General features: G+C 71.9%; 13 protein-coding genes. 11 read left to right on the top strand and 2 right to left on the bottom strand.

The features are described 5' to 3' along the window. The first annotated feature begins 31 nt into the window (after positions 1 to 31). The 6 genes from VF330_RS10935 to VF330_RS10910 are packed head-to-tail and all read left to right on the top strand — an operon-like array spanning position 32 to position 16,217. Positions 32 to 1,828, top strand: coding sequence for an ABC transporter ATP-binding protein (locus tag VF330_RS10935; RefSeq protein WP_330851421.1), 1,797 nt, complete (start codon positions 32 to 34; stop codon positions 1,826 to 1,828). A 15-nt stretch (positions 1,829 to 1,843) separates the two neighbouring features. Continuing rightward, positions 1,844 to 12,721, top strand: coding sequence for an amino acid adenylation domain-containing protein (locus VF330_RS10930; RefSeq protein WP_330851420.1), 10,878 nt, complete (start codon positions 1,844 to 1,846; stop codon positions 12,719 to 12,721). Beyond that, complete coding sequence (locus VF330_RS10925; RefSeq protein ID WP_330851419.1) at positions 12,708 to 14,399, top strand: ABC transporter ATP-binding protein; 1,692 nt, start codon at positions 12,708 to 12,710, stop codon at positions 14,397 to 14,399. Before VF330_RS10930 ends, VF330_RS10925 begins: the two co-directional genes overlap by 14 nt. Next, positions 14,396 to 15,361, top strand: coding sequence for an alpha/beta hydrolase-fold protein (locus VF330_RS10920; RefSeq protein ID WP_330851418.1), 966 nt, complete (start codon positions 14,396 to 14,398; stop codon positions 15,359 to 15,361). The genes VF330_RS10925 and VF330_RS10920 overlap by 4 nt, the downstream gene beginning before the upstream one ends. Positions 15,362 to 15,373: 12 nt before the next feature. Then, a complete protein-coding gene (locus tag VF330_RS10915) occupies positions 15,374 to 15,799 on the top strand; it encodes an HIT family protein (protein WP_330851417.1) in 426 nt (141 codons plus the stop codon). Between the two features lie 25 nt (positions 15,800 to 15,824). Continuing rightward, complete coding sequence (locus tag VF330_RS10910; RefSeq protein ID WP_330851416.1) at positions 15,825 to 16,217, top strand: VOC family protein; 393 nt, start codon at positions 15,825 to 15,827, stop codon at positions 16,215 to 16,217. On the opposite strand, the gene VF330_RS10905 is transcribed toward VF330_RS10910, so the two are convergent. Then, entirely contained in the window at positions 16,197 to 16,529 is a 333-nt protein-coding gene (locus tag VF330_RS10905) for a YciI family protein (RefSeq protein ID WP_330851415.1), read from the bottom strand. The two genes, VF330_RS10910 and VF330_RS10905, sit on opposite strands and share 21 nt — an antisense overlap. Positions 16,530 to 16,699: 170 nt before the next feature. On the opposite strand from VF330_RS10905, the gene VF330_RS10900 reads away from it, so the two are divergent. The 4 genes from VF330_RS10900 to VF330_RS10885 are packed head-to-tail and all read left to right on the top strand — an operon-like array spanning position 16,700 to position 21,092. After that, complete coding sequence (locus VF330_RS10900) at positions 16,700 to 17,773, top strand: hypothetical protein (RefSeq protein ID WP_330851414.1); 1,074 nt, start codon at positions 16,700 to 16,702, stop codon at positions 17,771 to 17,773. A gap of 1 nt (position 17,774) precedes the next feature. Next, a complete protein-coding gene (locus VF330_RS10895; RefSeq protein ID WP_330851413.1) occupies positions 17,775 to 18,914 on the top strand; it encodes a toxic anion resistance protein in 1,140 nt (379 codons plus the stop codon). Then, on the top strand, positions 18,911 to 20,524 hold the full coding sequence (locus VF330_RS10890; protein ID WP_414675367.1) for a vWA domain-containing protein: 1,614 nt from the start codon (positions 18,911 to 18,913) through the stop codon (positions 20,522 to 20,524). The genes VF330_RS10895 and VF330_RS10890 overlap by 4 nt, the downstream gene beginning before the upstream one ends. Next, positions 20,511 to 21,092: a hypothetical protein gene (locus VF330_RS10885; protein WP_330851412.1), complete on the top strand. Its 582-nt coding sequence runs from the start codon at positions 20,511 to 20,513 to the stop codon at positions 21,090 to 21,092. Before VF330_RS10890 ends, VF330_RS10885 begins: the two co-directional genes overlap by 14 nt. 1 nt (position 21,093) lies before the next feature. Here VF330_RS10885 and VF330_RS10880 read toward each other — a convergent pair whose 3' ends face one another. Next, positions 21,094 to 22,833 carry an FAD-binding dehydrogenase gene (locus VF330_RS10880; RefSeq protein WP_330851430.1) on the bottom strand — a complete coding sequence of 580 codons (1,740 nt, stop codon included), beginning with the start codon at positions 22,831 to 22,833 and terminating at the stop codon, positions 21,094 to 21,096. 32 nt (positions 22,834 to 22,865) lie between these two features. Between VF330_RS10880 and VF330_RS10875 the strand changes: the two genes are divergently transcribed. After that, positions 22,866 to 23,981: a helix-turn-helix domain-containing protein gene (locus VF330_RS10875; protein WP_330851411.1), complete on the top strand. Its 1,116-nt coding sequence runs from the start codon at positions 22,866 to 22,868 to the stop codon at positions 23,979 to 23,981. Positions 23,982 to 24,167 lie beyond the last annotated feature (186 nt).

The raw sequence follows: 24,167 nt of genomic DNA, 5'->3' as shown, positions 1-24,167 counted from the left end.
ACGAACAACCCCTGCGAAAGGCTTCTCCCTCGTGACCACGAGCGTCTCCGCCGCGTCCGCACCGATCCTGCGCACCGCGACCGGACGGGAAGCCCTTCGCTGGGTGCTCGGCCACTGCCGTTCCGCTCCCGGACTGCCGATCGCCACGGTCGTGGCGACGGTGGCCGGGGCGGTGCTGCAGATCGTCCCGGTGTTCCTGCTGGGCACCGTGGTGGACGAGATCGTCGGGGGTCGGGACCCGTCCGTGCTGTGGACGATCGGCACCGCCACGGTCGTGGCCGCGCTCCTGGGCGCGGTCATGACCGCGGTGTCGACCTACCTGGTCGGCCGGGTCGGCGCGGAGATGCTGGCACAGCTGCGGGAAGGCGCGGTCCGCGCGGTGCTCGGGATGCCGAGCGCGCGGATCGAGCAGGTCGGCCGCGGCGACGTGCTGTCCCGTGTCGGTGACGACGTCGCCGTGATCTCCAAGGGTTTCCGCACGGCCATCCCGACGATCTTCTCGGCCGTGGTGCTCGTCGTGATCGCGACCGCGGGCATGTTCGGGCTCGACTGGCGGCTCGGTCTCGCCGGCGCCTGCGCGCTTCCCGCGTACTGGCTGGCGTTGCGCTGGTACCTGCCGCGGTCGCAGCCGCTCTACCGCGCGCGGTCCGAGGCGCAGGCCGACCGCGCGCAGGCGTTGATCAGCGGACTCGACGGCATCGCCACGGTCCGCGCCTACCGCCTCGAGAACGCCTTCCGCGACAAGGTGACCGCAGAGTCGTGGCGAGTGCGCAACATCGGCATCGACGTCTTCCGCTTCTTCGGCCGGTTCATCGGCCGGGAGAACCGCGCCGAGTTCATCGGTCTCGGCCTGATCATCATCGTCGGCTACCTGCTGGTGACCAACGGGCAGTCGTCGCTCGGCCAGGTCTCCGTGGCGGCGCTGCTGTTCCACAAGCTGTTCGTGCCGCTCGGCCTGATCATGGCGTTCTTCGACGAGGCGCAGAAGTCCGGCGCCGGGCTGACGCGGCTGGTCGGCGTCACGACCGAGTCCGACGGCGACGAGCTCGTGCGCAGCGCGGTCGCCGTCGACGCGGACGCACGACCGCTCCCCGTGTCGGTGCGCGGGCTTTCCTTCCGCTACCCCGAGTCCGAGCACGACGTGCTGCGGGACGTCGACCTGGAGATCTCCGCCGGCACGTCCCTCGCACTGGTCGGCGCGACCGGCGCGGGCAAGACGACGCTGGCGGCACTGGTCGCCGGCACCGGCACCCCGCTGACCGGGTCCGTCCACATCGGACCGACGAACCTCGCCGACGTCGACGAGGCCGGGGCCCGCGCGCTGGTCAGCATCCTCACCCAGGAGGCCCACGTCTTCGCCGGTCCGCTGGCCGAGGACCTGCGGCTCGCGGCCCCGGACGCCACCGACGACGAACTGATGGACGCGCTGCGGACCGTCGGCGCCGACTCGTGGGTCCAGGCGCTGCCCCAGGGCCTGCAGACCGACGTCGGCGAGGGCGGCGAGCGCCTCGACGTGACCAAGGTCGCCCAGATCGCGTTGGCACGCCTGGTGCTCGGCCGTTCCCCCGTCGTCGTGCTCGACGAGTCGACGGCCGAGGCGGGCAGCCAGGGTGCCGCCGCGCTGGAACGGGCCGCGCTCGCGGCCTGCCGGGGCCGCACGACGCTCCTGGTCGCGCACCGACTGACCCAGGCCATCGCCGCGGACCGGATCGCCGTGCTGGACGCCGGTCGCGTGCTGGAACAGGGCACGCACGAGGAGCTCGTCGCGCGTGACGGGCGTTACGCGGCACTTTGGGCTGCTTGGCGATTCGGTTCCGCAAGCAGTTAGGTTAGGCTCACCTTTATGGATCAGGTGCTGCTGTCGACCGCCCGCATCGACTCCGTCCGGCGCCGTGCCGGCGAGTACCCGCAGCGGACCACCGCGGTCGCGAGCGCCGTCGCGCTGACCCGCTGGGCGGACCCCGCGCTCGAGGTCGACGGACTGGACCTCGGCCCGGACACGTCGTTCGGCGACCTGCTCGTCTGGGCCGACAAGGGCCAGCACTGGGACGTCACCGAAACCCCGGACGGCTGGGCGATCCCGCTGCCCGAGGGCACCGACACCGTTGAGGCGCAACGGGTGCTGGACGACCTGGCCGAGTTCCCCAACCGCACCCTGGGCACGCTGACCTCCCGGACGGCCGAGGAGCGGCTCGCGGACCTGGCGCGGTGGAACGACAACGAGTTCCCGCGCGACCGCCCGAGCATCGTCGAGCTGTTCCGCGAGCAGGCCCGGCAGCGTCCCGGCGCCGTCGCGGTCAACGACGGCGACCGCGCCTTCACCTACGGCGAGGTGCTGGCCTTCTCCAACCAGCTGGCCCGCCACCTGCTCGGCCGCGGCCTGACCACCGAGCAGGTCGTCGGCATCTCGCTCGACCGCTCGGCGGAGATGGTCGTCGGCCTGCTCGCCGTGCTGCAGGCCGGGGGCGCGTTCGTGCCGCTCGACCCGCAGTGGCCGGCGTCGCGCCGCGAGTCCGTGATCACCGACGCGCGGGTCGTGTCGGTGCTGGGCAGCGGCCACGAGGGCGAACCGGAAGCGGTCGCCGTGGACCTGTCCGACTGGGCGTTCGGCGAGCACTCCGCCGAGCCCACCGACGTGACGATCGCCGGTGCCCAGCTCGCGTACGTGATGTTCACGTCCGGCTCGACCGGCCGCCCCAAGGGCGCGATGATCCGGCACGAGGCGATCAGCGAACGCCTGCTGTGGCAGGTGGACCAGATCCTCCACTTCGGACACTCGGACGCGTCGCTGTTCAAGGCGCCGCTGTCGTTCGACATCTCGATCAACGAGATCTTCCTGCCGCTGGTGTGCGGCGGCCGGACCGTGGTCGTGCGGTCCGGCGGCGAGCGCGACCCGCACCACCTGCTGCACACCATCGACCGCCACCGCGTCACGTTCGTGTACCTGGTGTCGTCGATGCTGGACGTGCTGCTCAACATCGCGGGCGAGGGCGAGCTGGGCAGCCTGCGGCACGTGTGGTGCGGCGGCGAGGTGCTCACGCCCGAGCTGTACGACCGGTTCCGCACGCGCCTCGACATCCCGATGTACCACGGCTACGGCCCCGCCGAGGCCACGATCGGCGTCTCGCACGTGATCTACCGCGGCGAGGCCGAGCGGCTGTCGACGTCGATCGGCAAGGCCAACCCGAACACCGACCTGTACGTGCTCGACGACCGGCTGCGGCCGTGTCCCGTCGGTGTCGGCGGCGAGCTGTACATCGGCGGGTTCCTGCTCGGCCGCGGGTACGTCAACGCGCCGGGGCTGACGGCGTCGCGGTTCGTCGCGAACCCGTTCGCCTCCGACGGCTCGCGCCTGTACCGGACCGGTGACCTGGCGCGGTTCGCGCCGGACGGGTCGCTCGACTTCCTCGGCCGCGTCGACAACCAGGTCAAGATCCGCGGCATGCGGCTGGAGCTGGAGGACGTCGAGGTCGCCCTCGCCGAGCACCCGCGGGTGCGCCACACCTGTGTCGTGGTCCGCAAGAACTCCGCCGGCGGCAACTACCTCGTCGGGTACGTCGTGCCGTCCGACGACGACCTGACCGCGGACGCCGTGAAGCAGTGGGCGACCGAGAACCTCGTCGAGTACATGGTTCCCGCGCACGTCGTGGTGATGAGCGAGTTCCCGTTGACGCCCAACGGGAAGCTCGACCGCCGCGCGCTGCCGGAACCCGTCGCCGGCACCGGTCCGGTGACGGCGGCCGGGAACGACGACGAGGCCGTGGTCTGCGCCGCGGTGGCGTCGGTGCTGGGCCTGGAGCAGGTCGGCGCCGACCAGGACTTCTTCGAGCTGGGCGGCGACAGCATCCTGGCGATCTCGCTGCTGTCGGCGTTGCGCGCCGAGGGCGTGTTCGTCACGGCCACGCAGATCTTCGTCAACCGCACCCCGCGGGCATTGGCGGCCGTCGCGACCCGTGACAGCGCGACGGCCGTGGACCACGACGACCTGCCGACCGGTCCGGTGGCGGGTCTGCCGATCGTGCAGTGGCTCGGCGAGACCACGGACGCGGTCGACGGTTTCGTGCAGTCGGTCGTGCTCAACACCCCCGCCGCCCTGACCGCCGACGCCCTGACCCGGATCCTGGACGCCGTCGTCGAGCGGCACGACATGCTGCGCGCCAGGCTGGTTCGCGGCGAGCGCTGGTCGTTCGACATCCCCGCCGACGGCCGGGCGTTGTGGGAGGAGAGCACCGCGCCGGTCGACGAGTGCGTCGCCTTCGCGACCGCCGGGCTGGACCCCGAGGCCGGCGTGGTGCTGCGTGCCGTGTGGCGGTCCGAGGCCCGGCAGCTCGTCATCGTGATCCACCACGTCGTGATCGACGGTGTGTCGTGGCGCATCCTGTTCGACGACCTCGCCCGGGCGTGGCACCAGGTCTCGTCCGGAGCTCCGATCGAGCTGCGGCCGGTCGGCACGTCGTTCCGGCGCTGGACCCAGCTGCTGGAGCAGGCGGACTTCACGGCCGATCTCTCCTACTACCGGCGCCCACTGCCCGGCGAGGACCAGCTGCTCGGCCGGCGTGCGTTGCGTGAGTCCGATGTCGTCGCGGGCGAACAGGTCCGGACGGTGACGGTCGGGTCAGCGGCCACGGCGGCGTTGCTGGGCGACGTGCCCGCGTTGTTCCACGCGAAGGTCAACGACGTGTTGCTGACCGGTCTCGCGGTCGCGCTGGCGAAGTGGCGGCGGGACAACGGGCAGGACCAGACGTTCGCGCACGTCGAGCTGGAGGGCCACGGCCGCGAGGGCCGGTTCGTGCCGCTCGACCCCGACCTGTCCCGCACGGTCGGTTGGTTCACGACGCTGTTCCCGGTCACCGTCGACCCCGGCGACGTCGACGACCTGCCGTCGGCGTTGAAGCGGGTGAAGGAAGACCTCGCGCGCGTGCCGAGCAACGGCGTCTCGTACGGCGCGCTGAAGTACCTGGGGCGCCACGAGTTCGACGCTTCACGGCCGCAGGTGCTGTTCAACTACCTCGGCCGGTTCGGCGGCGGCGCGACGGGTGACTGGCAGCTCGCGGAGAACGCGGGCCAGCTCGGCGAGAAGCGCGACCCGGCGATGCGCCTGCCGCGGGCGCTGGAGTTCAACGCCTCCGCCGAACCCGGCGCAGACGGCGAACTGGAGCTCGTCACGGTCATCTCGTGGCCGTCGGGCGTGTTCACCGACGACGACACCGCCAAGATCGGCGCGTACTTCGCCGAGGCGCTGGAGGCCCTGGCGGCGTTGGCGGCGTCGTCGGAGGGCGGCCACTCCCCCAGCGACTTCGACCTGCTGCCGCTCACCCAGTCCGACGTCGACTCGCTGGACTCCCCGTCGTTGCGGGACGTCCTGCCGCTCACGCCGTTGCAGGAGGGCCTGTACTTCCACTCGGTGTTCGACGACGAGTCGGCGCACCGGTACGTCGAGCAGCAGCTGCTGACGCTGACCGGGTCCGTCGACGCGCGCAGGCTCGAGGCCGCGGCCGCCCGCGTGCTGGAGCTCTTCCCGAACCTGGCGGCGCGGTTCGTGTCGCTGGCCGACGGACGGGTCGTCTCGGTGCTGGAGTCGGGCGTGCGCCCCGAGTTCTCCACTGTGGACGGTCAGGGCATGACCGGCGAGGAGGTCGCCGACCTCGCCGAACGGGACCGCGTGGCCGGGTTCGACCTCGCGCGCGGCCCGTTGATGCGGTTCACGCTGATCCGCACGGCGCCGCAGCGGTACGTGCTGGTGCAGACCGTGCACCACATCATCGCGGACGGCTGGTCGGTGCCGCCGATGCTGCGTGCTTTGCTGGCCGAGTACGACAAGCCGGGTTCCGTGCACGTGCGCGGCTCGTACGCGGACTACGTGCGCTGGCTGGTCCAGGCCGACGCCTCGGAGAGCGACCGCGTGTGGGCGGACGAGCTGGCCGGGCTGCCCGGTCCGTCGTTCGTGGCGGAGGGGCACACGCCGTCGGAGCTGTTCGCCGACGCGGTGGTCGACGCGGCGGCCGACCTCGACGACCGGACGCGCGCGGCCGGGGTGCCGTTGAGCGTCGCCGTGCACAGCGCGTGGGGTGTGACGCTGGGCGCTCTGCTGGGCAGGCAGGACGTCGTGTTCGGGTCGACGGTGTCCGGGCGCGACGCGGACGTGCCGGGCATCGCCGAGATGGTCGGCCTGTTCATCAACACGATTCCCGTGCGCGTGAAGTGGTCCACGTCGTCGCGCGAGCTGCTCGACTCGGTGCGTGAGCACCAGACGGCCGTGTTGCCGCACCAGCACGTCTCGCTGACGCGCATCGGGCGGCAGGCTCCGCACGGGTCGGCGTTCGACACGCTCGTCGTGTTCGACGTCGCCACGGACGTGACGGCGTTGCAGGGCCCGTTCACGATCGCCGAGGTCGTCAACGAGGGCGCGCCGCACTACCCGCTGACGCTGGTGGTCGAGCGGGGCGGCGACGGCGCGTTGCGGTTCAACCTCATCTACGACACCACGGTCGTGCGCGAAGCGGGCGCCCGTGCGGTTCTGACGGCGTTCACCAACGCGCTGGACTCGGTGCTGCGCCTGGAGAACGTGCCCGTGCCGGAGCTGTCCGGCGGGCGGGCCGCGGCGGAGATCACGCCGGTGACGCTGGCCCGTCTGTTCGACGCGGCCGCCCGGCGCGACCCGTCGGCGCGGGCCGTAACGATGTGCCACCTCGACGGCAGCTCAGAAGGCCTGTCGTACGGGATGCTGGCCGACGCCAAGACGCGGCTGGCCCGTTCGCTGGTGAACGCCGGGGTGGGGCCGCACAAGCGGGTCGCGGTCGCGGTTCCCCGGTCGGTGGAGCAGGTCGTCGCGCTGGTCGCGATCGTGTCGGCCGGGGGCGCGTACGTGCCGCTCGACCTCGCCTACCCGGACGAGCGCTTGGAGTACGTGCTCGCCGACTCGGCCCCGGAGGTCGTGCTCGTCGAGGCGGAGCACCGCGCGCGGTTCGAGCGTTTGCTGGCTGGTGCCGGTGTTCCCGCGCGGGTGCTGGTGTACGGCGAGGACGTGCCCGGTGAGGGTGTGCTGCCGGAGTTCGACTGGCGCACCCCGGCGTACGTGATCTACACGTCCGGGTCGACCGGCAAGCCCAAGGGCGTCGTCGTGCCGCACGCCGCCGTGGTGGCGCTGCTCGCGAACACCCAGCCGGACATGGACTTCGGCCCGGACGACGTGTGGACGCAGTTCCACTCGTACTCGTTCGACTTCGCGGTGTGGGAGCTGTGGGGTGCTTTGGCTCACGGCGGCGAACTGGTGGTCCCGGACCACGGCCTGACCCGGTCGCCCGTCGACTTCCACGAGCTGGTCCGCGCCCGCGGCGTGACGGTGCTGAACCAGACCCCGTCGGCGTTCTACCAGTTCATCGAGGCCGACCGGCTGGGCGAGCCGCTGCCCGCCTTGCGGCGCGTGATCTTCGGCGGCGAGGCGCTGGAGCTGCCGCGGCTGCGCGGCTGGGTGGAGCGCTACGGCACCGACCGGCCCGAGCTCGTGAACATGTACGGCATCACCGAGACCACGGTCCACGTGACGCACCGCGTCCTGGACTCCGCCGACTTCGCGTCGGGTCACGACGTGAGCCCGATCGGCGGCCCGATTCCCGGCCTGCGCACGTACCTGCTCGACCCGTCGCTGCGCCCGGTCGGCGTGGGCGAGGTGGGCGCGATCTACGTGTCCGGCCCGCAACTGGCCCTGGGCTACCACGACCGTTCCGCGCTGACCGCGTGCCGGTTCGTGGCGGACCCGTTCGCGGGCGACGGCTCGCGCATGTACAACTCGGGCGACCTGGCACGGCGCGCGCTGGACGGCTCGCTGGAGTTCGTCGGCCGCGCCGACGACCAGGTGCAGCTCAAGGGTTTCCGCATCGAGCTGGGCGAGGTGGAGTCGGCGGTCCGCGCGATCCCGGGCGTGGTCGACGTGGCCGTGACGGTCGCGGACTCCCGCGACCACCTCGTCGCGCACGTGGTGGGCACGCCTGCCTCGGACGTGTCCGCTTTGCTCGGCGCGAAGCTGCCGGTGCACATGGTGCCGCAGCGCATCTTGTCCCTGGACGCGCTGCCGCTGACGGTGAACGGCAAGCTGGACCGGCGGGCGCTGGAGGACCGGGCGCGCGTCGAGGAGGCTGCAGTCGGGTCGGGTGACCCGTCTGTGTCGGTTTCGCCTGCGTTGGGCTCGTCTGCGTTGGACTCGCTGGTCGGGCTCTTCGCGGAGGTGTTGCCGGGGTCCGCTGTGGACGCCGACACGGACTTCTTCGCGGCCGGCGGTGACAGCATCATCGCGATCTCGGTGGTGAACCGGGCCCGCGGGCTGGGGCTGCGGATCGCGCCGCGCGACCTGTTCCTGCACAAGACGCCCCGGTCGCTGGCGTCGAAGTTCGCCGTGGCGGCGCCGGAGGCACCCGTCGTGGCGGAGGTCGCCGACGGGCCGGTGGTGCCGACGCCGATCGTGCTGCGGCAGCGGGAGCTGGGCGGGGAGCTGCGGCGCTTCGCCCAGGCGCGGCAGGTGGAGTGCGCGAGCCCGGAAGCGGCGGAACGCGCCGCCAGGGCCGTGCTGGAGGCGCACGCGGCGCTGCGGATGCGGCTGACGGTCGAGCACGGCGTGTGGTCGTTCGGAATCGATCCCGACTGGCAGGCCCCCTGGGGGGATCGGGTCCCCACTCCTATCGTCTCAAGCGGGTCTGACAGTTCCGGCGACCCGCGGGCCCAGACCGGTGTCGTCGTCCGAACCACCACCGCCGACCCGCAGGCAGCCGCCGACGAGGCCGCCGACCGCCTGGACCCCGAAGCCGGCGTCCTGGCGGCCTTCACCTGGCTCGACAGCAGCCGCACCCTCGTCGTGGTCGTCCACCACCTCGCGGTCGACGCCGTCTCCTGGCTGATCCTCCTCGACGACATCGCGGCGGCCGCCCGCGGCGAGGACCTCGCGCCGGCGACCACCCCGTTCGGCACCTACGCGAGCGCCCTCACCCTCGACGCGCAGTCGACCCGGGGCTTGCCCCGCTGGGTCGAGGCCCTGGACGCCCCACCGCTCACCCCGCGGGTCCGGAACCAGCGCGAGGTGACCGTCACCCTCTCCGCCGACATCACCCATCGCGTCGTCCACACCGCGCCCACCGCGCTGGACCTCGGTCTCACCGAACTGCTGGCCGGTGCCCTGCGCACCGCCCTCACCGAAATCCAGGCCACCCCCACCGATCTCACGATCGAGCTGGAACGCCACGGCCGCGTCCCGGTCCGCGACCACCACGACTACACCCGCACGGTCGGCTGGTTCACGTCCATCGCGCCGGTGCGGCTCAGCCCGCACACCGACCCGGTCGCGGCCGCGAAGGAGCTCACCGAGCGCCAGCCGGACGAGGAGACCCACGTCGGCTTCGGCAAGCTCCGCTACCTCAACCCGCAGACCGCGCCGGTCCTGGCCGCCCTGCCGCGTCCGCAGGTGCTGTTCAACTACCTGGGCCGGGGCAGCGAGGAGAAGGCGCTGCACGTCGACGCCGGCCACCGGCCCAGCCCGTACGCGGTCGAGGTCAACTGCTGGGCCGACACCGTCACCGGCAGCCTCAAGGCCACGTTCGCGCTGACGGAGGACGTGTCCGACGAGATCGCGGCACGCTGGTTGCTGGCACTGGAACGGATCGCGGACGCCTCCACCACCGCGCGCCGCACCGCGCCCGTCTCGCCGTTGCAGCGCGGTCTGTACTTCCAGGCCGAGCTCAGCGGCTCCGGGCACTACGTGGCGCAGAGCTACTTCGCGTTCGACCGGCGCCTCGACACCGGCGCGCTCGCGAACGCCGTGCGGCACGTCATCGCCCGGCACCCGGTCGTCGGGGCCGGGTTCGAGGACGAGGACGGCACGCCGGTCCAGGTGCTGACGCCCGGCGGCGAGGTCGAGGTCCGCAGGGTCGAGGTGCCGGACCAGGACGCGGTCGAGGCCATCCGGACCGAGGACCGCGCCACCGGGTTCGACCTGCAGAGCCCGCCGCTGGTGCGGCTGACCGTGCTCGCGCTCCCGGACGGCCGGGACGCGTTGCTGTTCAGCTACCACCTGCTGCTGTGGGACGGCTGGTCGCGCGAGATCGTGCTGCGCGACCTGTTCGGGGCCTACCGGGCGTTCCTCGCGGGCGACCCCGTCGACTCCTCCCCCGCCTCGCCCGGTTTCGAGAGCTACTGCCGGGCGCTCGCGGCCAAGGACGTCCAGGCGGCGGAACGGTTCTGGGCCGAGTACCTCACCGATCTGCCCGGCCCGACGCTGCTCGGCGACGGGTCCACTTCGGACACCCTGCCGGCGAAGATCGTGCGGACCCTCACCGACGAGGACTCCGCACGCGTCAAGGAAGCCGCCGCGAGGAACGGCGTGACGCTCAACTCGGTCGTCACCGGCGCGCTCGGGCTGCTGCTGGGCAGCGAGACCGGGCGCGGTGACGCGGTCTTCGGCGTCACGGTCTCCGGTCGTGAGGAGGAAGGCACCGAGGACGTCGTCGGCGTGCTGCTCAACACCGTGCCGATGCGGGTGTCCGCGCGGCCGGGCGACACCGCCGCCGAGTTCCTCGCCTCCGTGCAGGCCTCGCGGGTCGCGGCGATGGAGCACGAACACCTCGGCCTCGGCGAGATCCAGCGCGCGAGCGGGCACGACCAGCTGTTCGACAGCCTGTTCGTGCTCCAGAACTTCCTGGGCGACGACACGTTCGACGAGCTCAACGCGCAGAACGGCATCGTGGCCCACGAGTCGGAGGACTCGACGCACTACCCGTTCACGTGGGTCGTGACGCCGGGCCGGCAGCTCACCGTCAAGCTCGAGTACCGGCCGGAGGTCACCGATCCCGCGCTGGCACGACGACTCTTCGACGAGTACGTGCGGATCCTCGGCGACCTCGCGCGGACCGACGGACCGATCGGCGCCCTCCGCGGCACCGGGCCCGAGCCGGAACTGAACCCCGCCGACGACTTCGGCACCGAGACGGTCGTGGACCTGTTCGACGTCGCGGCGGACCGCAACCCGGACCGGGTCGCTCTCGTCGCGCACGGCGAGACGATGACGTTCGCGGAGCTGCGCGACCGCAGCCGCCACCTCGCGGGCGTGTTGGCGGACAAGGGGATCGGCGTCGAGACGTCGGTCGCCATCGCCGTGCCGCGCTCGCCGGACTGGGTCGTCGCGCTGTTCGGCGTCCTGCGCTGCGGCGCGGCCTACGTGCCGCTGGAGCTGGACCACCCGGACGAGCGGATCGCCGCGATCATCGACGACGCCCGGCCGTCGCTCATCATCACGACCAGTGCGGTGGCATCCAGGATCCGGGGTCCGGTGTTCACGCTCGACGAGCCGTGGCCGGACGCCGAACCCGTGGTCACCTTCGAGCGGGACAACCCGGACCGGCTCCGGCACGCGGCCTACACGATCTACACGTCCGGCTCGACGGGCAAGCCCAAGGGCGTCGTCACGGAGTACGCCGGCCTCACCAACATGCTCCTCAACCACCAGCGGCGGATCTTCGAGCCGGTGCTGGCCGAGCACGGGCACCGGACGTTCCGGATCGCGCACACCGTGTCGTTCGCGTTCGACATGTCGTGGGAGGAGCTGCTCTGGCTCGCCGACGGCCACGAGGTGCACATCTGCGACGAGGAGCTGCGCCGCGACGCCACCGGGCTCGTCGAGTACTGCCTGGAGCACGAGGTCGACGTCATCAACGTGACGCCGACCTACGCGCAGCAGCTGGTGGCCGAGGGGCTGCTCGGAGGGACGCACAAGCCCGCGCTCGTGCTGCTCGGCGGTGAGGCCGTGACGCCGACGTTGTGGCAGCTGCTCGCCGACACCCCCGGAGTGGTCGGCTACAACCTCTACGGGCCGACGGAGTACACGATCAACACGCTCGGCGTCGGCACGTTCGACTGCGTCGACCCGGTGGTGGGCGTGGCGATCGACAACACCGACGTGTACGTGCTCGACCCGTGGCTCCGGCACGTGCCGGACGGCGTTCCCGGCGAGCTGTACGTGTCGGGCGTGGGCATCGCACGCGGCTACCTCGGGCAACCGGGTCAGTCCGCGGAACGGTTCGTGGCGTGCCCGTGGGTGCCGGGTGAGCGCATGTACCGGACGGGCGACCTGGTGATCCGGCGTCCCGACGGCAACCTGCTCTACCTGGGCCGCACCGACAAGCAGGTCAAGATCCGCGGTCACCGCGTCGAGCTGGGCGAGGTCGAGGCGCGGTTCGCCGCCCACGAGGCCGTGCGGTTCGTCGCCGCCGTCGCGCAGGCCGACCCGCAGGTCGACGGCGCGTACCGGCTCGCCGCCTACCTCGTGCTGGCCGACGGGGCGGACATCCCGTCGATCGCGGCCGAGGTCGGGGCGGGCCTGCCGGACTACCTGCGGCCCACGCACTTCGCCGCGGTGGACGCGATCCCGCTGACCGTCAACGGCAAGGCGGACACGTCGGCCTTGCCCGAGGCCCGCCCGCTCGGCACGCTGGTGCGGCAGGAGGTCGGGGAACTGACCGAGACCGAGGTCGTCGTCCGGGAACTGTTCGCCGAGGCGCTCGACCTCGACGAGGACGAGGTGGGCATGACGAGCGGCTTCACGGACCTGGGCGGGCACTCGATGCTCGCGGTCCGGCTGGTCGGCCTGCTGCGCCGCGAGTTCGGTCCCGCGGTCACGATCCGCGACCTGCTGTCCCTCTCCACCCCCGAAGCGATTGCGCGCCACGTTGACGAACACTGAAGTCCGCACCGGCAAGGAGATCCTCCGGGTCGCCCTGCGCCGCAACCGCGGAGCCATGACCTCCGGGACCCTGCTGATGGGGTGCTACCAGGCGGCCGAGACCGCCGTGCCGATCCTGCTCGGCGTGATCGTCGAGTACGCGCTGCGCGGCGGTGAGCTGAGCTCGCTCGGTCTCGCGCTGCTGGCGCTGGGACTCGTCATGGCGACCGTCTCGTACTCGTGGCGCTTCGGCATGCGGATCCTGCAGAAGGCGAACACGACGGAGGCGCACCGGTGGCGCGTCGCGGTCGCGGACCGCGGCCTGCAGCCGGTGGGGCGCGAGGTCGACCTGAAGTCCGGCGAGGTGCTCACCGTCGCCACCGAGGACGCCGACCAGACCGCGGACATCATCGAGGTGGTGCCGCTGCTGATCAGCTCGCTGGTGTCGGTGGTCATCACGGGCGTCGTGCTGGCGGTGATCAGCGTGCCGCTGGGCGTGCTCGTGTTCGCGGGCACGGCGGCGATCCTGAGCGTGCTGAGCGTCATGTCGCGCCGGATCGGCGCGAACACACAGGTGCAGCAGGAGAAGGTCGCCCGCGCCGGCGCCAAGGTGTCGGACCTGATCGCGGGACTGCGGCCGTTGCACGGGTTCGGCGGCAGCTACGCGGCGTTCCAGGCCTACCGCCGGGTGAGCACGGAGGCGAAGAAGCAGTCGATCGTGGTGGCGCGGGCCAACGGTGTCTACGCGGGACTGGCGCTGGCGCTGAACTCGTCGCTGGCGGCGGCGGTGACGCTGTGGGCGGGCTACCTGACGTTCCAGGGCTCCATCACCATCGGCCAGCTGGTGATGGTGGTCGGCCTGGCGCAGTTCCTGATCGAGCCGCTGAAGCTGTTCTCCGAGATGCCGAAGTACGTGATGATCGCGCGCGCGTCGGCCGACCGGATGGCCCTGGTCCTGGCCGCGCCCGCGCGCATGACGCCCGGTGTCGAGGTGCCGGGCCCGGAGAGCGGCCTGGAGGTCTCGTCGGTCTCCAGCGGGACGTTGCGGGACCTGAGCTTCTCGGTCGAACCCGGTGAGTTCGTGGCGATCGCGGCCTACCAGCCGCAGGCGGCGGCCGAACTGGTGTCGCTGCTGTCCGTCGAGACGCCACCGGCCTCGTACTCGGGCGTCGTCCGGGTCGGCGAGCGCGAGGTCGCGGCGCTGACGATCGAGAGCGTGCGGACCTGCCTGCTGGTGAACCCGTCGCACCACGAGGTGTTCGCGGGAACGTTGCGGGACAACGTCGATCCCTCCGGCACCAGCGCCCTGGTCGACGAGGCGGTGTCGGCCGCGATGCTCACCGACGTGGTGGCGCTGCACTCCGACGGCCTCGACCACGCCGTCCGCGACCGCGGCGCGAACCTCTCCGGCGGCCAGCGCCAGCGGTTGTCGCTCGCCCGCGCCCTGGCCGCGGACCCGGAGATCCTGGTGCTGCACGACCCGACCACCGCCGTCGACGCGGTGACCGAACAGCTCATCGCCCGCAACATCGCGCGGCTGCGCCGCGGCCGCACGACGGTCGTGATCACCAGCAGCCCGCCGCTGCTCGACGTGGCCGACCGAGTGATCGTGCTCGACGGCGGCACCGTGACCTCCGAGGGCACGCACCGCGACCTGCTCGGCCGCGACTCCTCCTACCAGCTGGCGGTGGCCCGATGACGAGGTTCGACTGGCGCGGCGGCCCGGCGACGCTCCGGTTCGAGAGCGTGCTGGACCCGGTCGAGCTGACGCACGAGGGGGGCGACCTCTGGTCCGCCGACGTCGAGCTGCCCGACCGCCTGCGCATCACGTACCACTTCGTCGACGCCGACGGCGAAGAGCACGCCGACCCGCGCAACCCCTCCGCGGCGGGCCCGAACCGTTCGCTGCTCAGCACACCGGACCTCGACCCGCAGCCGCACTGGCCGGTCGCCGGTCCGGACGACGTGGTCGACGTGCCGTCGCTGCGCGTCCGGTGGAGCGGGGCGTTGGGACGCAAGACCGTTCGTGTGCACCAGGGCGGTGAGCCGGTCGTGCTGCTGCTCGACGGCGACGACTGGATGTACGTGCACCCGTTCGCGGCCGCGTTCGAGTCCGCCGTGAAGGCAGGCGACATGCCGGCCGCCACCCTCGTTTTCCTTCCCACACCACGTGATCGCTACGCCGAGTACAGCACTCCCGCGCTGTGGCAGGCGATCCAGGACGAACTGCTGCCGCTGCTGGCCGAGAACGGCGTGACCGTGGACCCCGCGCGACTCGTCGTGGCGGGGCAAAGCCTCGGCGGCCTGAGCGCTTTCCAGGCGGCGCTGGACTTCCCGGCGCTGGTGTCGCGCGTGGCGTGCCAGTCGGGGTCGTTCTGGTACGCGCGCGACCTGCCGGACGCCGGGATCTCGCTCGACGGCCCGGCCGGCGGCGACATCGCGGCCCGGCTGAGCGGCCTCGCGGACCTGTCCGGGCTGCGGGTGGCGTTCGACGTCGGCGAGCACGAGCCGCGGATGCACCGGCACTGCGAGGCCGTGGAGCAGCTGGCTTCGGCCGCGGGGGCTTCGGTGCGGGTGAACCGGTCTCCCGCCGGGCACGACCGGGTGGGGTGGCGGCACGCGCTGCTGCGGGACGTGGGCTGGCTGCTGTCGGACCTCTGACAGGCTTCCCGCGTGACTGACGCATGCGTGTTCTGCGCCATCGTGGCCGGAGAAGCCGAAGCGAGCCTGGTGCACGAGGACGACCGGGCGGTCGCGTTCATGGACCTCGGTGCCGTGACGCCCGGCCACGTCCTCGTCGTGCCCCGGCAGCACGCGGTGGGGCTGGAGGACCTCGACGAGGACACGAGCGCCCACGTCTGGCGCATCGGGCACCGCGTCGGCCGCGCGCTGCGCCGGTCGGGGCTGCGGTGCGAGGGCGTCAACGTGTTCCTCGCCGACGGTGAGGCGGCCTTCCAGGAGATCTTCCACTTCCACCTGCACGTGTTCCCGCGCTTCAAGGGCGACAGCTTCCGCATCTCCGCGGACTGGGCCACCCGCGCCCGCCACCTGCTCGACGAGGAGGCCCGCGCCGTCCGCCGCGGCCTGCGGGCGCGGTAGCCCGGCATCCGGCAAGCTGAACCGCATGGCCGAGCCCCCCATCGTCTCCGTGATGCTGATCGTCCCCGACGCCTACGCCGCGGTCGCCTGGTACAAGTCCGCCCTGGGCGCCACGGAGATGTGGAACCTCGGCGGCGTCGCCGGCCTGGACATCGGCGGCGCGCCGTTCTTCGTCCACGAGGTCAACCCGGAGAACCCGGCGGAGTCCGCTCCCGGCGACGTCACCAGCGTCCGGGTCGAGCTGTTCACCGAGAACCCCGAGGAGTTCATCGCCCGTGCCGTGGCGGCCGGCGCCACCGCCGGCTCCACCGTCGTGAGCCACCAGATGCCGTGGGGCACGCACCGGCAGGGCGGCTTCACGGACCCGTTCGGCCACAAGTGGTCCGTGGGCGACAGGTCACCCCTCGGTGGTCTGTAGCGGCCACACCTCCACGACCCCGTAGCCGACCGCGCACGGGGTTCCCGACACCAGCTCGACGGCTTCCTCCAGCGACGCCGCCTCGATGAGCGCGAACCCCGCCACCGGCAGCGCGGACTGCAGGAACGGGCCCTCCTCCACCGTCGTGCCGGCACCACCGTGGTTGCGCACCTGCACGGGCGGTCCGGCGATGCCCGTCTCCGCTCCCGCCGCGCGCAGGCGGTCATCGTGCGCATGCGCCGCGTCACGCGCCGTCGCCGCCATGCGGTCGTAGCCCTCGCGGTCGCCGTAGCCGATCGTCACGAACTTCATCGCTCGAACCTCCTCTTCCCGGACTCTCCTGTCAGGTCGACCAGGGGACGCCGGAGAACTCATCGGTGCGTTCATCGAGTGTTCATCTCACGATTGCGACGACCCACCTCGAAACAGCGTCGAAGTGACGAAAGATCTGTTCCCCGACAGGGTTTCAGCAGAGGTGGACAGTGAAGAGAACGCTCGGCATCGGCCTCGCCGTCGTGCTGCTGGTGGGCGTGGTGACCGCCATCGTCCTGGGGCAGGGCGACGACGCGCGGCAGCAGCTCCAGACCGTGCGCGGCGTGATCGGCTCGGAGAAGCTCGCCTTCTTCGCCGACCAGCGGGTCAAGGACGTGTTCGCGAAGCACGGGCTCGAGGTCGAGGTGGATCCGGCCGGGTCGCGGCAGATCGCGACCGCGGTGAACCTGGACGTGTACGACTTCGCGTTCCCGTCGTCCGCGCCCGCCGCCGAGAAGATCCAGCGCGACCGCAAGGCGGCGCGCACGTACGCGCCGTTCTCGTCGCCGATGGTCGTGGCGACGTTCGACCCGGTCGTCGACCTGCTGACGAAGGCGGGCGTGGCCAAGTCCGGGCCCGGCTACCGGACGTTCGACGTGCAGGCATTCCTCGACCTCGCGGCCAAGGGCACGCGCTGGGACCAGCTGCCCGGCAACACCGCCTATCCGGCGCGCAAGAACCTGCTGGTCACGACGACCGACCCGCGTGACTCCAACTCCGCGGCGATGTACCTCGCGATCACGTCGTTCGTCGCGAACGGCGGGGTGGTGTCGTCGCAGGACGCCGAGGCCAAGGTGCTGCCGGTGGTGTCCAGGCTGTTCCTGGACCAGGGGTACACGCAGAGCAGCTCCGACGGGCCGTTCGAGGACTACCTGTCCGCGGGCATGGGCAAGACGCCGCTGGTGCTCGCGTACGAGGCGCAGTTCGTCGACAGGGTGGTGCGCGGCGACTCGACGATCCAGCCCGGCATGAAGCTGCTCTACCCGGCGCCGACCGTGCTGTCGAAGCACACGCTGGTGCCGTTGCGCGAGACCGGCGACCGGGTCGGGCAGCTCCTCTCGACCGACCCGGAGCTGGGGAAGCTCGCCGCGACGTTCGGGTTCCGCACGTCCGATCCCCAGTACTTCACCGACGTCGTCAAGGAGAAGAACCTGACCGTGCCGCAGACGATCGTGGACGTCGTCGAACCGCCCGCGCACGAGACGCTGGAGCGGATGCTCGAAGCCATCGCGAAGCAGTACTGACATGACCGACTTCGTGCTGACGCCACCGGACCCGGTCGAGCCCGTACCGGTCGACCGCGCCGCCGGGCTGATCCCCGTAGACAGCGGCGTGCAGACCGAGCTGTCGGCCAGGGCCGCGGCCTTCGTCGACGCGCTCAACGCCGTCGACCCGCGGTCGCCCGACTTCAGCCGCATCGCCGACGAGGCGCTGGTGCTCGGCGAGGCGGAGATGCGGGTGGCGGCCCAGATCGCGGGCCGGCTGCTCGACCGCACGCTCGCGTCCGTCTCGTCGCCGCACGGCGCGCAGATGTCGACGAGCCTCGCGGAGCTGCGCCGGTCGGTGAAGGAGCTCGACCCGGCCGACCTGTCGAAGCTCACCGGCCGCAAGATCCTCGGCTTCCTCCCCGGTGGCAACGCGGCGCGCGGCCTGCTGGCCCGCCTGCGCGCCGCCGACGAGCCGGTGAACCGGATCGTGCTGAGGCTGCGGTCCAGCCAGGACGCGCTGAAGCGCGACAACGCCGCCATCAAGGGCGAGCGGCAACGCCTGTGGGACCTGATGACGAAGCTGTCGCAGGACGCCGCGCTGGCCGCCGAGATGGACGAGGCCGTGGAACGCCAGGTGGCGATCCTCGACCTGTCCGACCCCGCCCGCGCGCAATCCCTGCGCGCCGACGTGCTCTTCGGCCTGCGCCAACGACACCAGGACCTGCTGACCCAGCTCGCCGTGTGCGCGCAGGGCTACCTGGCGCTCGATGTCGTGCGCCGCAACAACGACGAGCTGGTCAAGGGCGTCGAACGAGCGGTCAGCACCACCGTGACGGCGTTGCGGATCGGTGTCGCGGTGGCCGCGGCACTGGCCGGGCAGCGCGAGGTGATCGACCAGGTCGACGCCGTGCGCGGGCTCACCGACTCGCTCCTGCGCTCCAACGCGACCGCGATCTCCCTGCAGGGCCAGGACATCCAGCGCATCGCGGCGACGCCGGCCGTCGGCGTCGAGGCGGTGCGGACGTCGTTCGACCAGATCTACGCGGCGATCGACGCCATCGACACGTTCAAGGCCCGCGCCGCCGACTCGATGTCCGGCACGGTGACCGCGCTGGACGCCGAGATCCGGCGCGCCCACGACCACATCGGCCGTCAGCACTCCCAGGAGCAGTCATGATCCGCCGCATCGTCCCGGTAGTCGCCGTCGCGGCACTGCTGGCGGGGTGTTCCGACGAGGCCGACCCGGCCAGACCGGTCGGCGACGCCACCCCCGGCACCCTGCGCGTCCTCGCCGGCAGCGAGCTCGCCGACCTGCAACCGGTCCTCGACGAGGCCGCCAAGGCCACCGGCGTCACCGTCAAGTTCAGCTTCACCGGCACCATCGAGGGCGCCGACAAGGTCGCGAGCGGCACCGTCGAACAGGGCTTCGACGCCGTCTGGTTCTCCTCCAACCGCTACCTCGAGCTCGTGCCGGACGCCCAGAAGCGGCTCGGCACCGCGACCAAGGTGATGTCCTCCCCCGTCGTCCTCGGCCTGCCCGCGAGCAAGGTCGAGGAGCTCGGCTGGGACGGCAAACGCGTCGGCTGGGCCGAGATCGCCCAGGCGGCCGGGGCGCGGAAGTTCACCTACGGCATGACGGACCCGTCCGCGTCCAACTCCGGCTTCTCGGCACTGGTCGGCGTCGCCGCCGCGCTCTCCGGCGAGGGCTCCGCGCTCGACGCGAACAGGATCGCCGCCGTCGCGCCGCAGCTCAAGGAGTTCTTCTCCGCGCAGACCCTCTCGGCGGGCTCGTCGGGCTGGCTGTCCGAGGCCTACCAGCGCCGCGCGAAGGGCGAGGACCCCGGCACCAAAGTGGACGGTCTGATCAACTACGAGTCGGTGCTGCTGTCGCTCAACGCGACGCTGCCGGAGCCGTTGACGCTCGTCCACCCGAGCGACGGCGTGGTGACGGCGGACTACCCGCTCACGCTGCTCACGTCGGCGTCGTCCGACGCCCGCGAGGCGCACCGGAAGCTCTCCGACCACCTGAAGAGCGCGGACGTCCAGCGCAAGATCATGGAGTCGACGCACCGCCGCCCCACCACGCCGCAGGTGCAGCTGAACGGCGAGTTCACGGTCAAGGACCTCGTCGAACTGCCCTTCCCCGGCAGCCAGTCCGCTGTGGACGGTCTCGTCACCACCTACTTCGACCAGCTGCGCCGCCCGTCCCGCACGCTCTACGTGCTCGACACGTCCGGCTCGATGCAGGGCGACCGCATCGACGGCCTCCGGCAGGCGCTGTCCGGGCTGACGGGCGCCGACGAGTCGCTGGCCGGGAGGTTCAGCCGGTTCCACGGGCGGGAGCAGGTGACGTTGCTGCCGTTCAGCAGCACCGCGCGGCCGCCGTTGCAGTACGAGGTGCCGCAGACCGACCCGCGGCCGGTGCTCGACCAGATCCGCACCACCGCGACGTCGCTCGACGCGTCCGGCGGCACGGCGATCTACAGCAGCCTGCGCGGCGGGTACGACGTGCTGCGCCGGCAGATCGACGCGGACCCCGACCGGTTCACGTCGATCGTGCTGATGACCGACGGCGAGAACACCGGCAACGAGGACGTCGGCGACTTCCAGGCCTTCCACGCCACCCTGCCGCCGAACCTCAAGGGCATCCCGATCTTCCCGGTGCTGTTCGGCGAGAGCGCGACGGCCGAGATGGAGCAGATCGCGAAGATGAGCGGCGGCAAGGTGTTCGACGCCCGCAGCCGGTCGCTCTCGGCCGCGTTCAAGGAGATCCGTGGCTACCAGTGACCCGGTGCTGCGCTACCTCGCGTCGTGGAAGAACCTGGCCGGCTGCACCGCCGGGCTCGCAGGGCTGCTCCTGCACTTCGCGGGACTCGCCGGGTCGTACTGGGTGGTGGTCGTAGTCGGCCTGTACGGCGTGGGCGCGCTCGCCGCCCCTCCCGAGCGGATCGTCCTGGTGACCGATCCCGAACAGGAGGCGGGCGAGCTGCGCCGGGAGCTCGACGCGCTCGTGCTGCGCGTGCGGGACCTGCGCGTGCCGGACGAGGTCCCGCCGAAGCTGGCGGAGATCGCCGAGGTGCTGCGCGGCGTGCTGGACCGGCCGCGCGAGCTGCGGGCCGACCCGGACGCGCTGCACGCCGTCACCCGGCTCGTGGGCACGGACCTGCCGCTGTCCGTGCAGTCGTACCTGAACCTGCCGTGGTGGTACGCCGCCGCACGCGGTTCCGGCACGGAACTGGTGCGGCAGCTCGACCTCCTGCACGCCGACGCGGTGCGCACCGCCGAGCGGTTCCACTCGGCGGACGCGCAACGCCAGGCCGACCACACGCGCTACCTGGAGGACCGCGACCGGTGACTCAGCCGATCGCGGCGGCCGCGGCCCGTCCGGCGGTGCGGCCCGAGAACAGGCAGCCGCCCAGGAACGTGCCCTCCAGGGCGTTGTAGCCCATCATCCCGCCGCCGCCGAAGCCGCTCGCCTCCCCGGCCGCGTACAGGCCGGGGACGGGCGTCGTCCCGTCGACGAGGCACCGGCCGGACAGGTCGGTCTCCAGGCCGCCCAGCGTCTTGCGGGTGAGGATGTTGAGCCGCACGGCGATGAGCGGGCCGTTGGCCGGGTCCAGGAACCGGTGCGGCTTGGCGGTGCGCAGCAGCTTGTCGCCGCGGTAGGTGCGGTGCTGCTGCAGGAAGGTGACCTGCGCGTCCTTCGAGAACGGGTTGGTCAGCTCGCGGTCGCGCGCTTCGAGCAGCGAGCGCAACGACGTCTCGTCGATCAGCTCGGAGTCGCCGACCTTGTTCATGCCGGCGACGAGGTCGGTCAGCGTCTGCGCGACCACGAAGTCCGCGCCGTGCTTCTTGAACATCTCGATCGGCGAGTTCGGGTTGTTGCCGCGGGCCCTCGCGAGCAGCAGCTTCAGGTCCCGCCCGGTCAGGTCGGGGTTCTGCTCCGAGCCCGAGAGCGCGAACTCCTTCTCGATGACCTTCTGCGTGAGCACGAACCACGAGTAGTCGTGGCCGGTGCGGCGCAGGTGGCCCAGCGTGCCGAGGGTGTCGAAGCCGGGGAAGTACGGTGCGGGCAGGCGCTCGCCGGTCGCGTCCAGCCAGATGCTCGACGGGCCGGGCAGGATGCGGATGCCGTGGTTCTCCCAGATCGGGTTCCAGTTCCGCAGGCCCTCGACGTAGTGCCACATGCGGTCCGCGTTGATCACGCGGGCACCCGCGGTCCTGGTGATGCCGATCATCCGGCCGTCCACGTGGGCCGGCACACCGGCGACCATCGTCTTGGGCGGGGTGCCGAGCCGCTCCGGCCACGACTCGCGGACGAGGTCGTGGTTGCCGCCGATGCCGCCGGACGAGACGACCACGGCCTGCGCGGTGAGCTCGAACTCCCCCGCCACATCACGGGAAGAAGCCTGGCCACGCTCGATGGTGCTCGGCGCGAGCACCCTGCCGCGCACGCCTGTCACGGTCCCGTTCTCGACCACGAGCTCGTCGACGCAGTGGCGGAACTTGAACGTGATCCTCCCGGTGGCCGCGTGCGCGCGCACCCGCCGTTCGAAGATCTCGACGACGCCGGGCCCGGTGCCCCAGGTGATGTGGAACCGCGGCACGGAGTTGCCGTGGCCGTTCGCCCTGCCGTCACCTCGCTCGGCCCAGCCGACGACCGGGAACACCTTGAGCCCCATGCCCTTGAGCCAGCTGCGCTTCTCGCCGGCCGCGAAGTCGACGTACGCCTCGGCCCAGCGCCGCGGCCACTCGTCCTCGGACCGGTCGAACTGCGCGCTGCCCAGCCAGTCCTGCCAGGCGAGCTCGCGGGAGTCCTTGATCCCCAGCCGGCGCTGCTCGGGGCTGTCGACGAACAGCAGCCCGCCGAGCGACCAGAACGCCTGTCCGCCGAGCGACTGCTCGGGCTCCTGGTCCAGCAGCAGCACCTTCCTGCCCGCATCGGCGATCTCCGCCGCGGCGGCGAGCCCGGCCAGACCGGCCCCGACCACGATCACATCGGTGTCCACGCGCACTCTCCACATCGTCCAGACCCTGCGGCGCCACTCTCCTCGGCACGCGCACGGCGAACCAGATGACTTGTCAGTCCGAGACAGCCAAGTTTGTCATCTTCTGCTAAAAAGCTCTCGTGCCCGACCCACGCGACCAAGTGCGCCGGCGGATCACCGGCGACGACGCCGCGCTCGTCGACCACCTGCTGGGCGTCATCCTCGCCGAGATCCCCGGCTACCAGGCGCTCGACGCGCTCCAGCTGGACGAGGTGCGCGCGCAGATCCGCTGGAACGTCGGCCGCGTGCTCGACCTGTGGGCGACCGGCACCGCCCTGACCGACGCCGACGCGCTCCGGTTCCGCGGCGTCGGTGCCGTGCGGGCGCGGGACGGCAGGCCGCTGTCGGTGATCCTCCGCTCGTACCGGGTCGCCGCCCGCGCGTTCATGGGGTACGTGGCCGACCACTTCGGCGACGCGCTCACCGTCAAGGACATGGCCGACCTCGCCCAGGTCTGGCTGGAAGCGGACGACAGGCTGGCCGACGCGCTGCACGAGGGCTACCAGGCCGCCGAGGCGTGGATCAGCACCGACCGCGACCGCGCGCTCAGCCGGCTGGTCGGCGACCTCGTCCTGGGCCGGCACGCCCACGAGGGCGCGTTCGTCGCCCGGCTGCGGGAGCTCGGCGTGCACCTCCCCCAGCGGTTCACCGTCGTCGTGCTCCACACCCCCGCGTCCGTCGAGGCGGTGCTGCCGGCCATGTCGGAGCCCGTGATGCACGCGGTCATCGACGGAACCGGCGTAGTCGTCGCCGCACAGGCCGACGCCAAAGCCCTGCGACTGGTCCTGCACCGCCGGTCCGCACGGTGCTGCGTGCTCGCGGACATCGGCGCGAACGAGGCACCGCGCTGGTACCGGCTGGCGAAGGCGTGCCTGGACCGGGCACCCGCGGACCGGCCGGTCCTCGACCGCGGAGACGCCGAGGTGATCGCACTGCTGGCGGGCCGGACGGACGCGGACCCTGACCGCGCGGCGTCGACCGTGCTGGCCCCGATCACGACCGGCCACGACCACCTCCTCGAAACTCTCGACGCGCTGTTCGAGGCGGGCACCGCCGAGGAAGTGGCGGCACGACTGGGAGTTCACCCGCAGACCGTGCGCTACCGCCTTCGCCGGATCACCGCGATGACGGGACGCGACCCGCGCCGTCCGTGGGACCTGTTCGTGCTGCAGTGCGCGAGACTGGCGACCCGGTAGCCTCGCGATCACGGCGACGGCGAAGCCGAGCTGCTTTTGGCTTTGCTCTTGGCTTGAAACGGGAGGTTCCGGTGGGGTGGGTCCCGTCACGAGCCGTGCCCCAGCACTCGCTGCATCAGGTCAGGGGTGTCAAACCGCCACGCTTTTCGGCGGTTTGACACCCCTGACCTGATGTGGCTTGCTCTG

The sequence above is a fragment of the Lentzea sp. genome (assembly GCF_036380075.1).
In the GTDB taxonomy this organism is placed as follows: domain Bacteria; phylum Actinomycetota; class Actinomycetes; order Mycobacteriales; family Pseudonocardiaceae; genus Lentzea.
The sequence above is the reverse complement of the archived record's forward strand: the minus strand, read 5'-3'. Positions and strand labels throughout refer to the sequence as shown.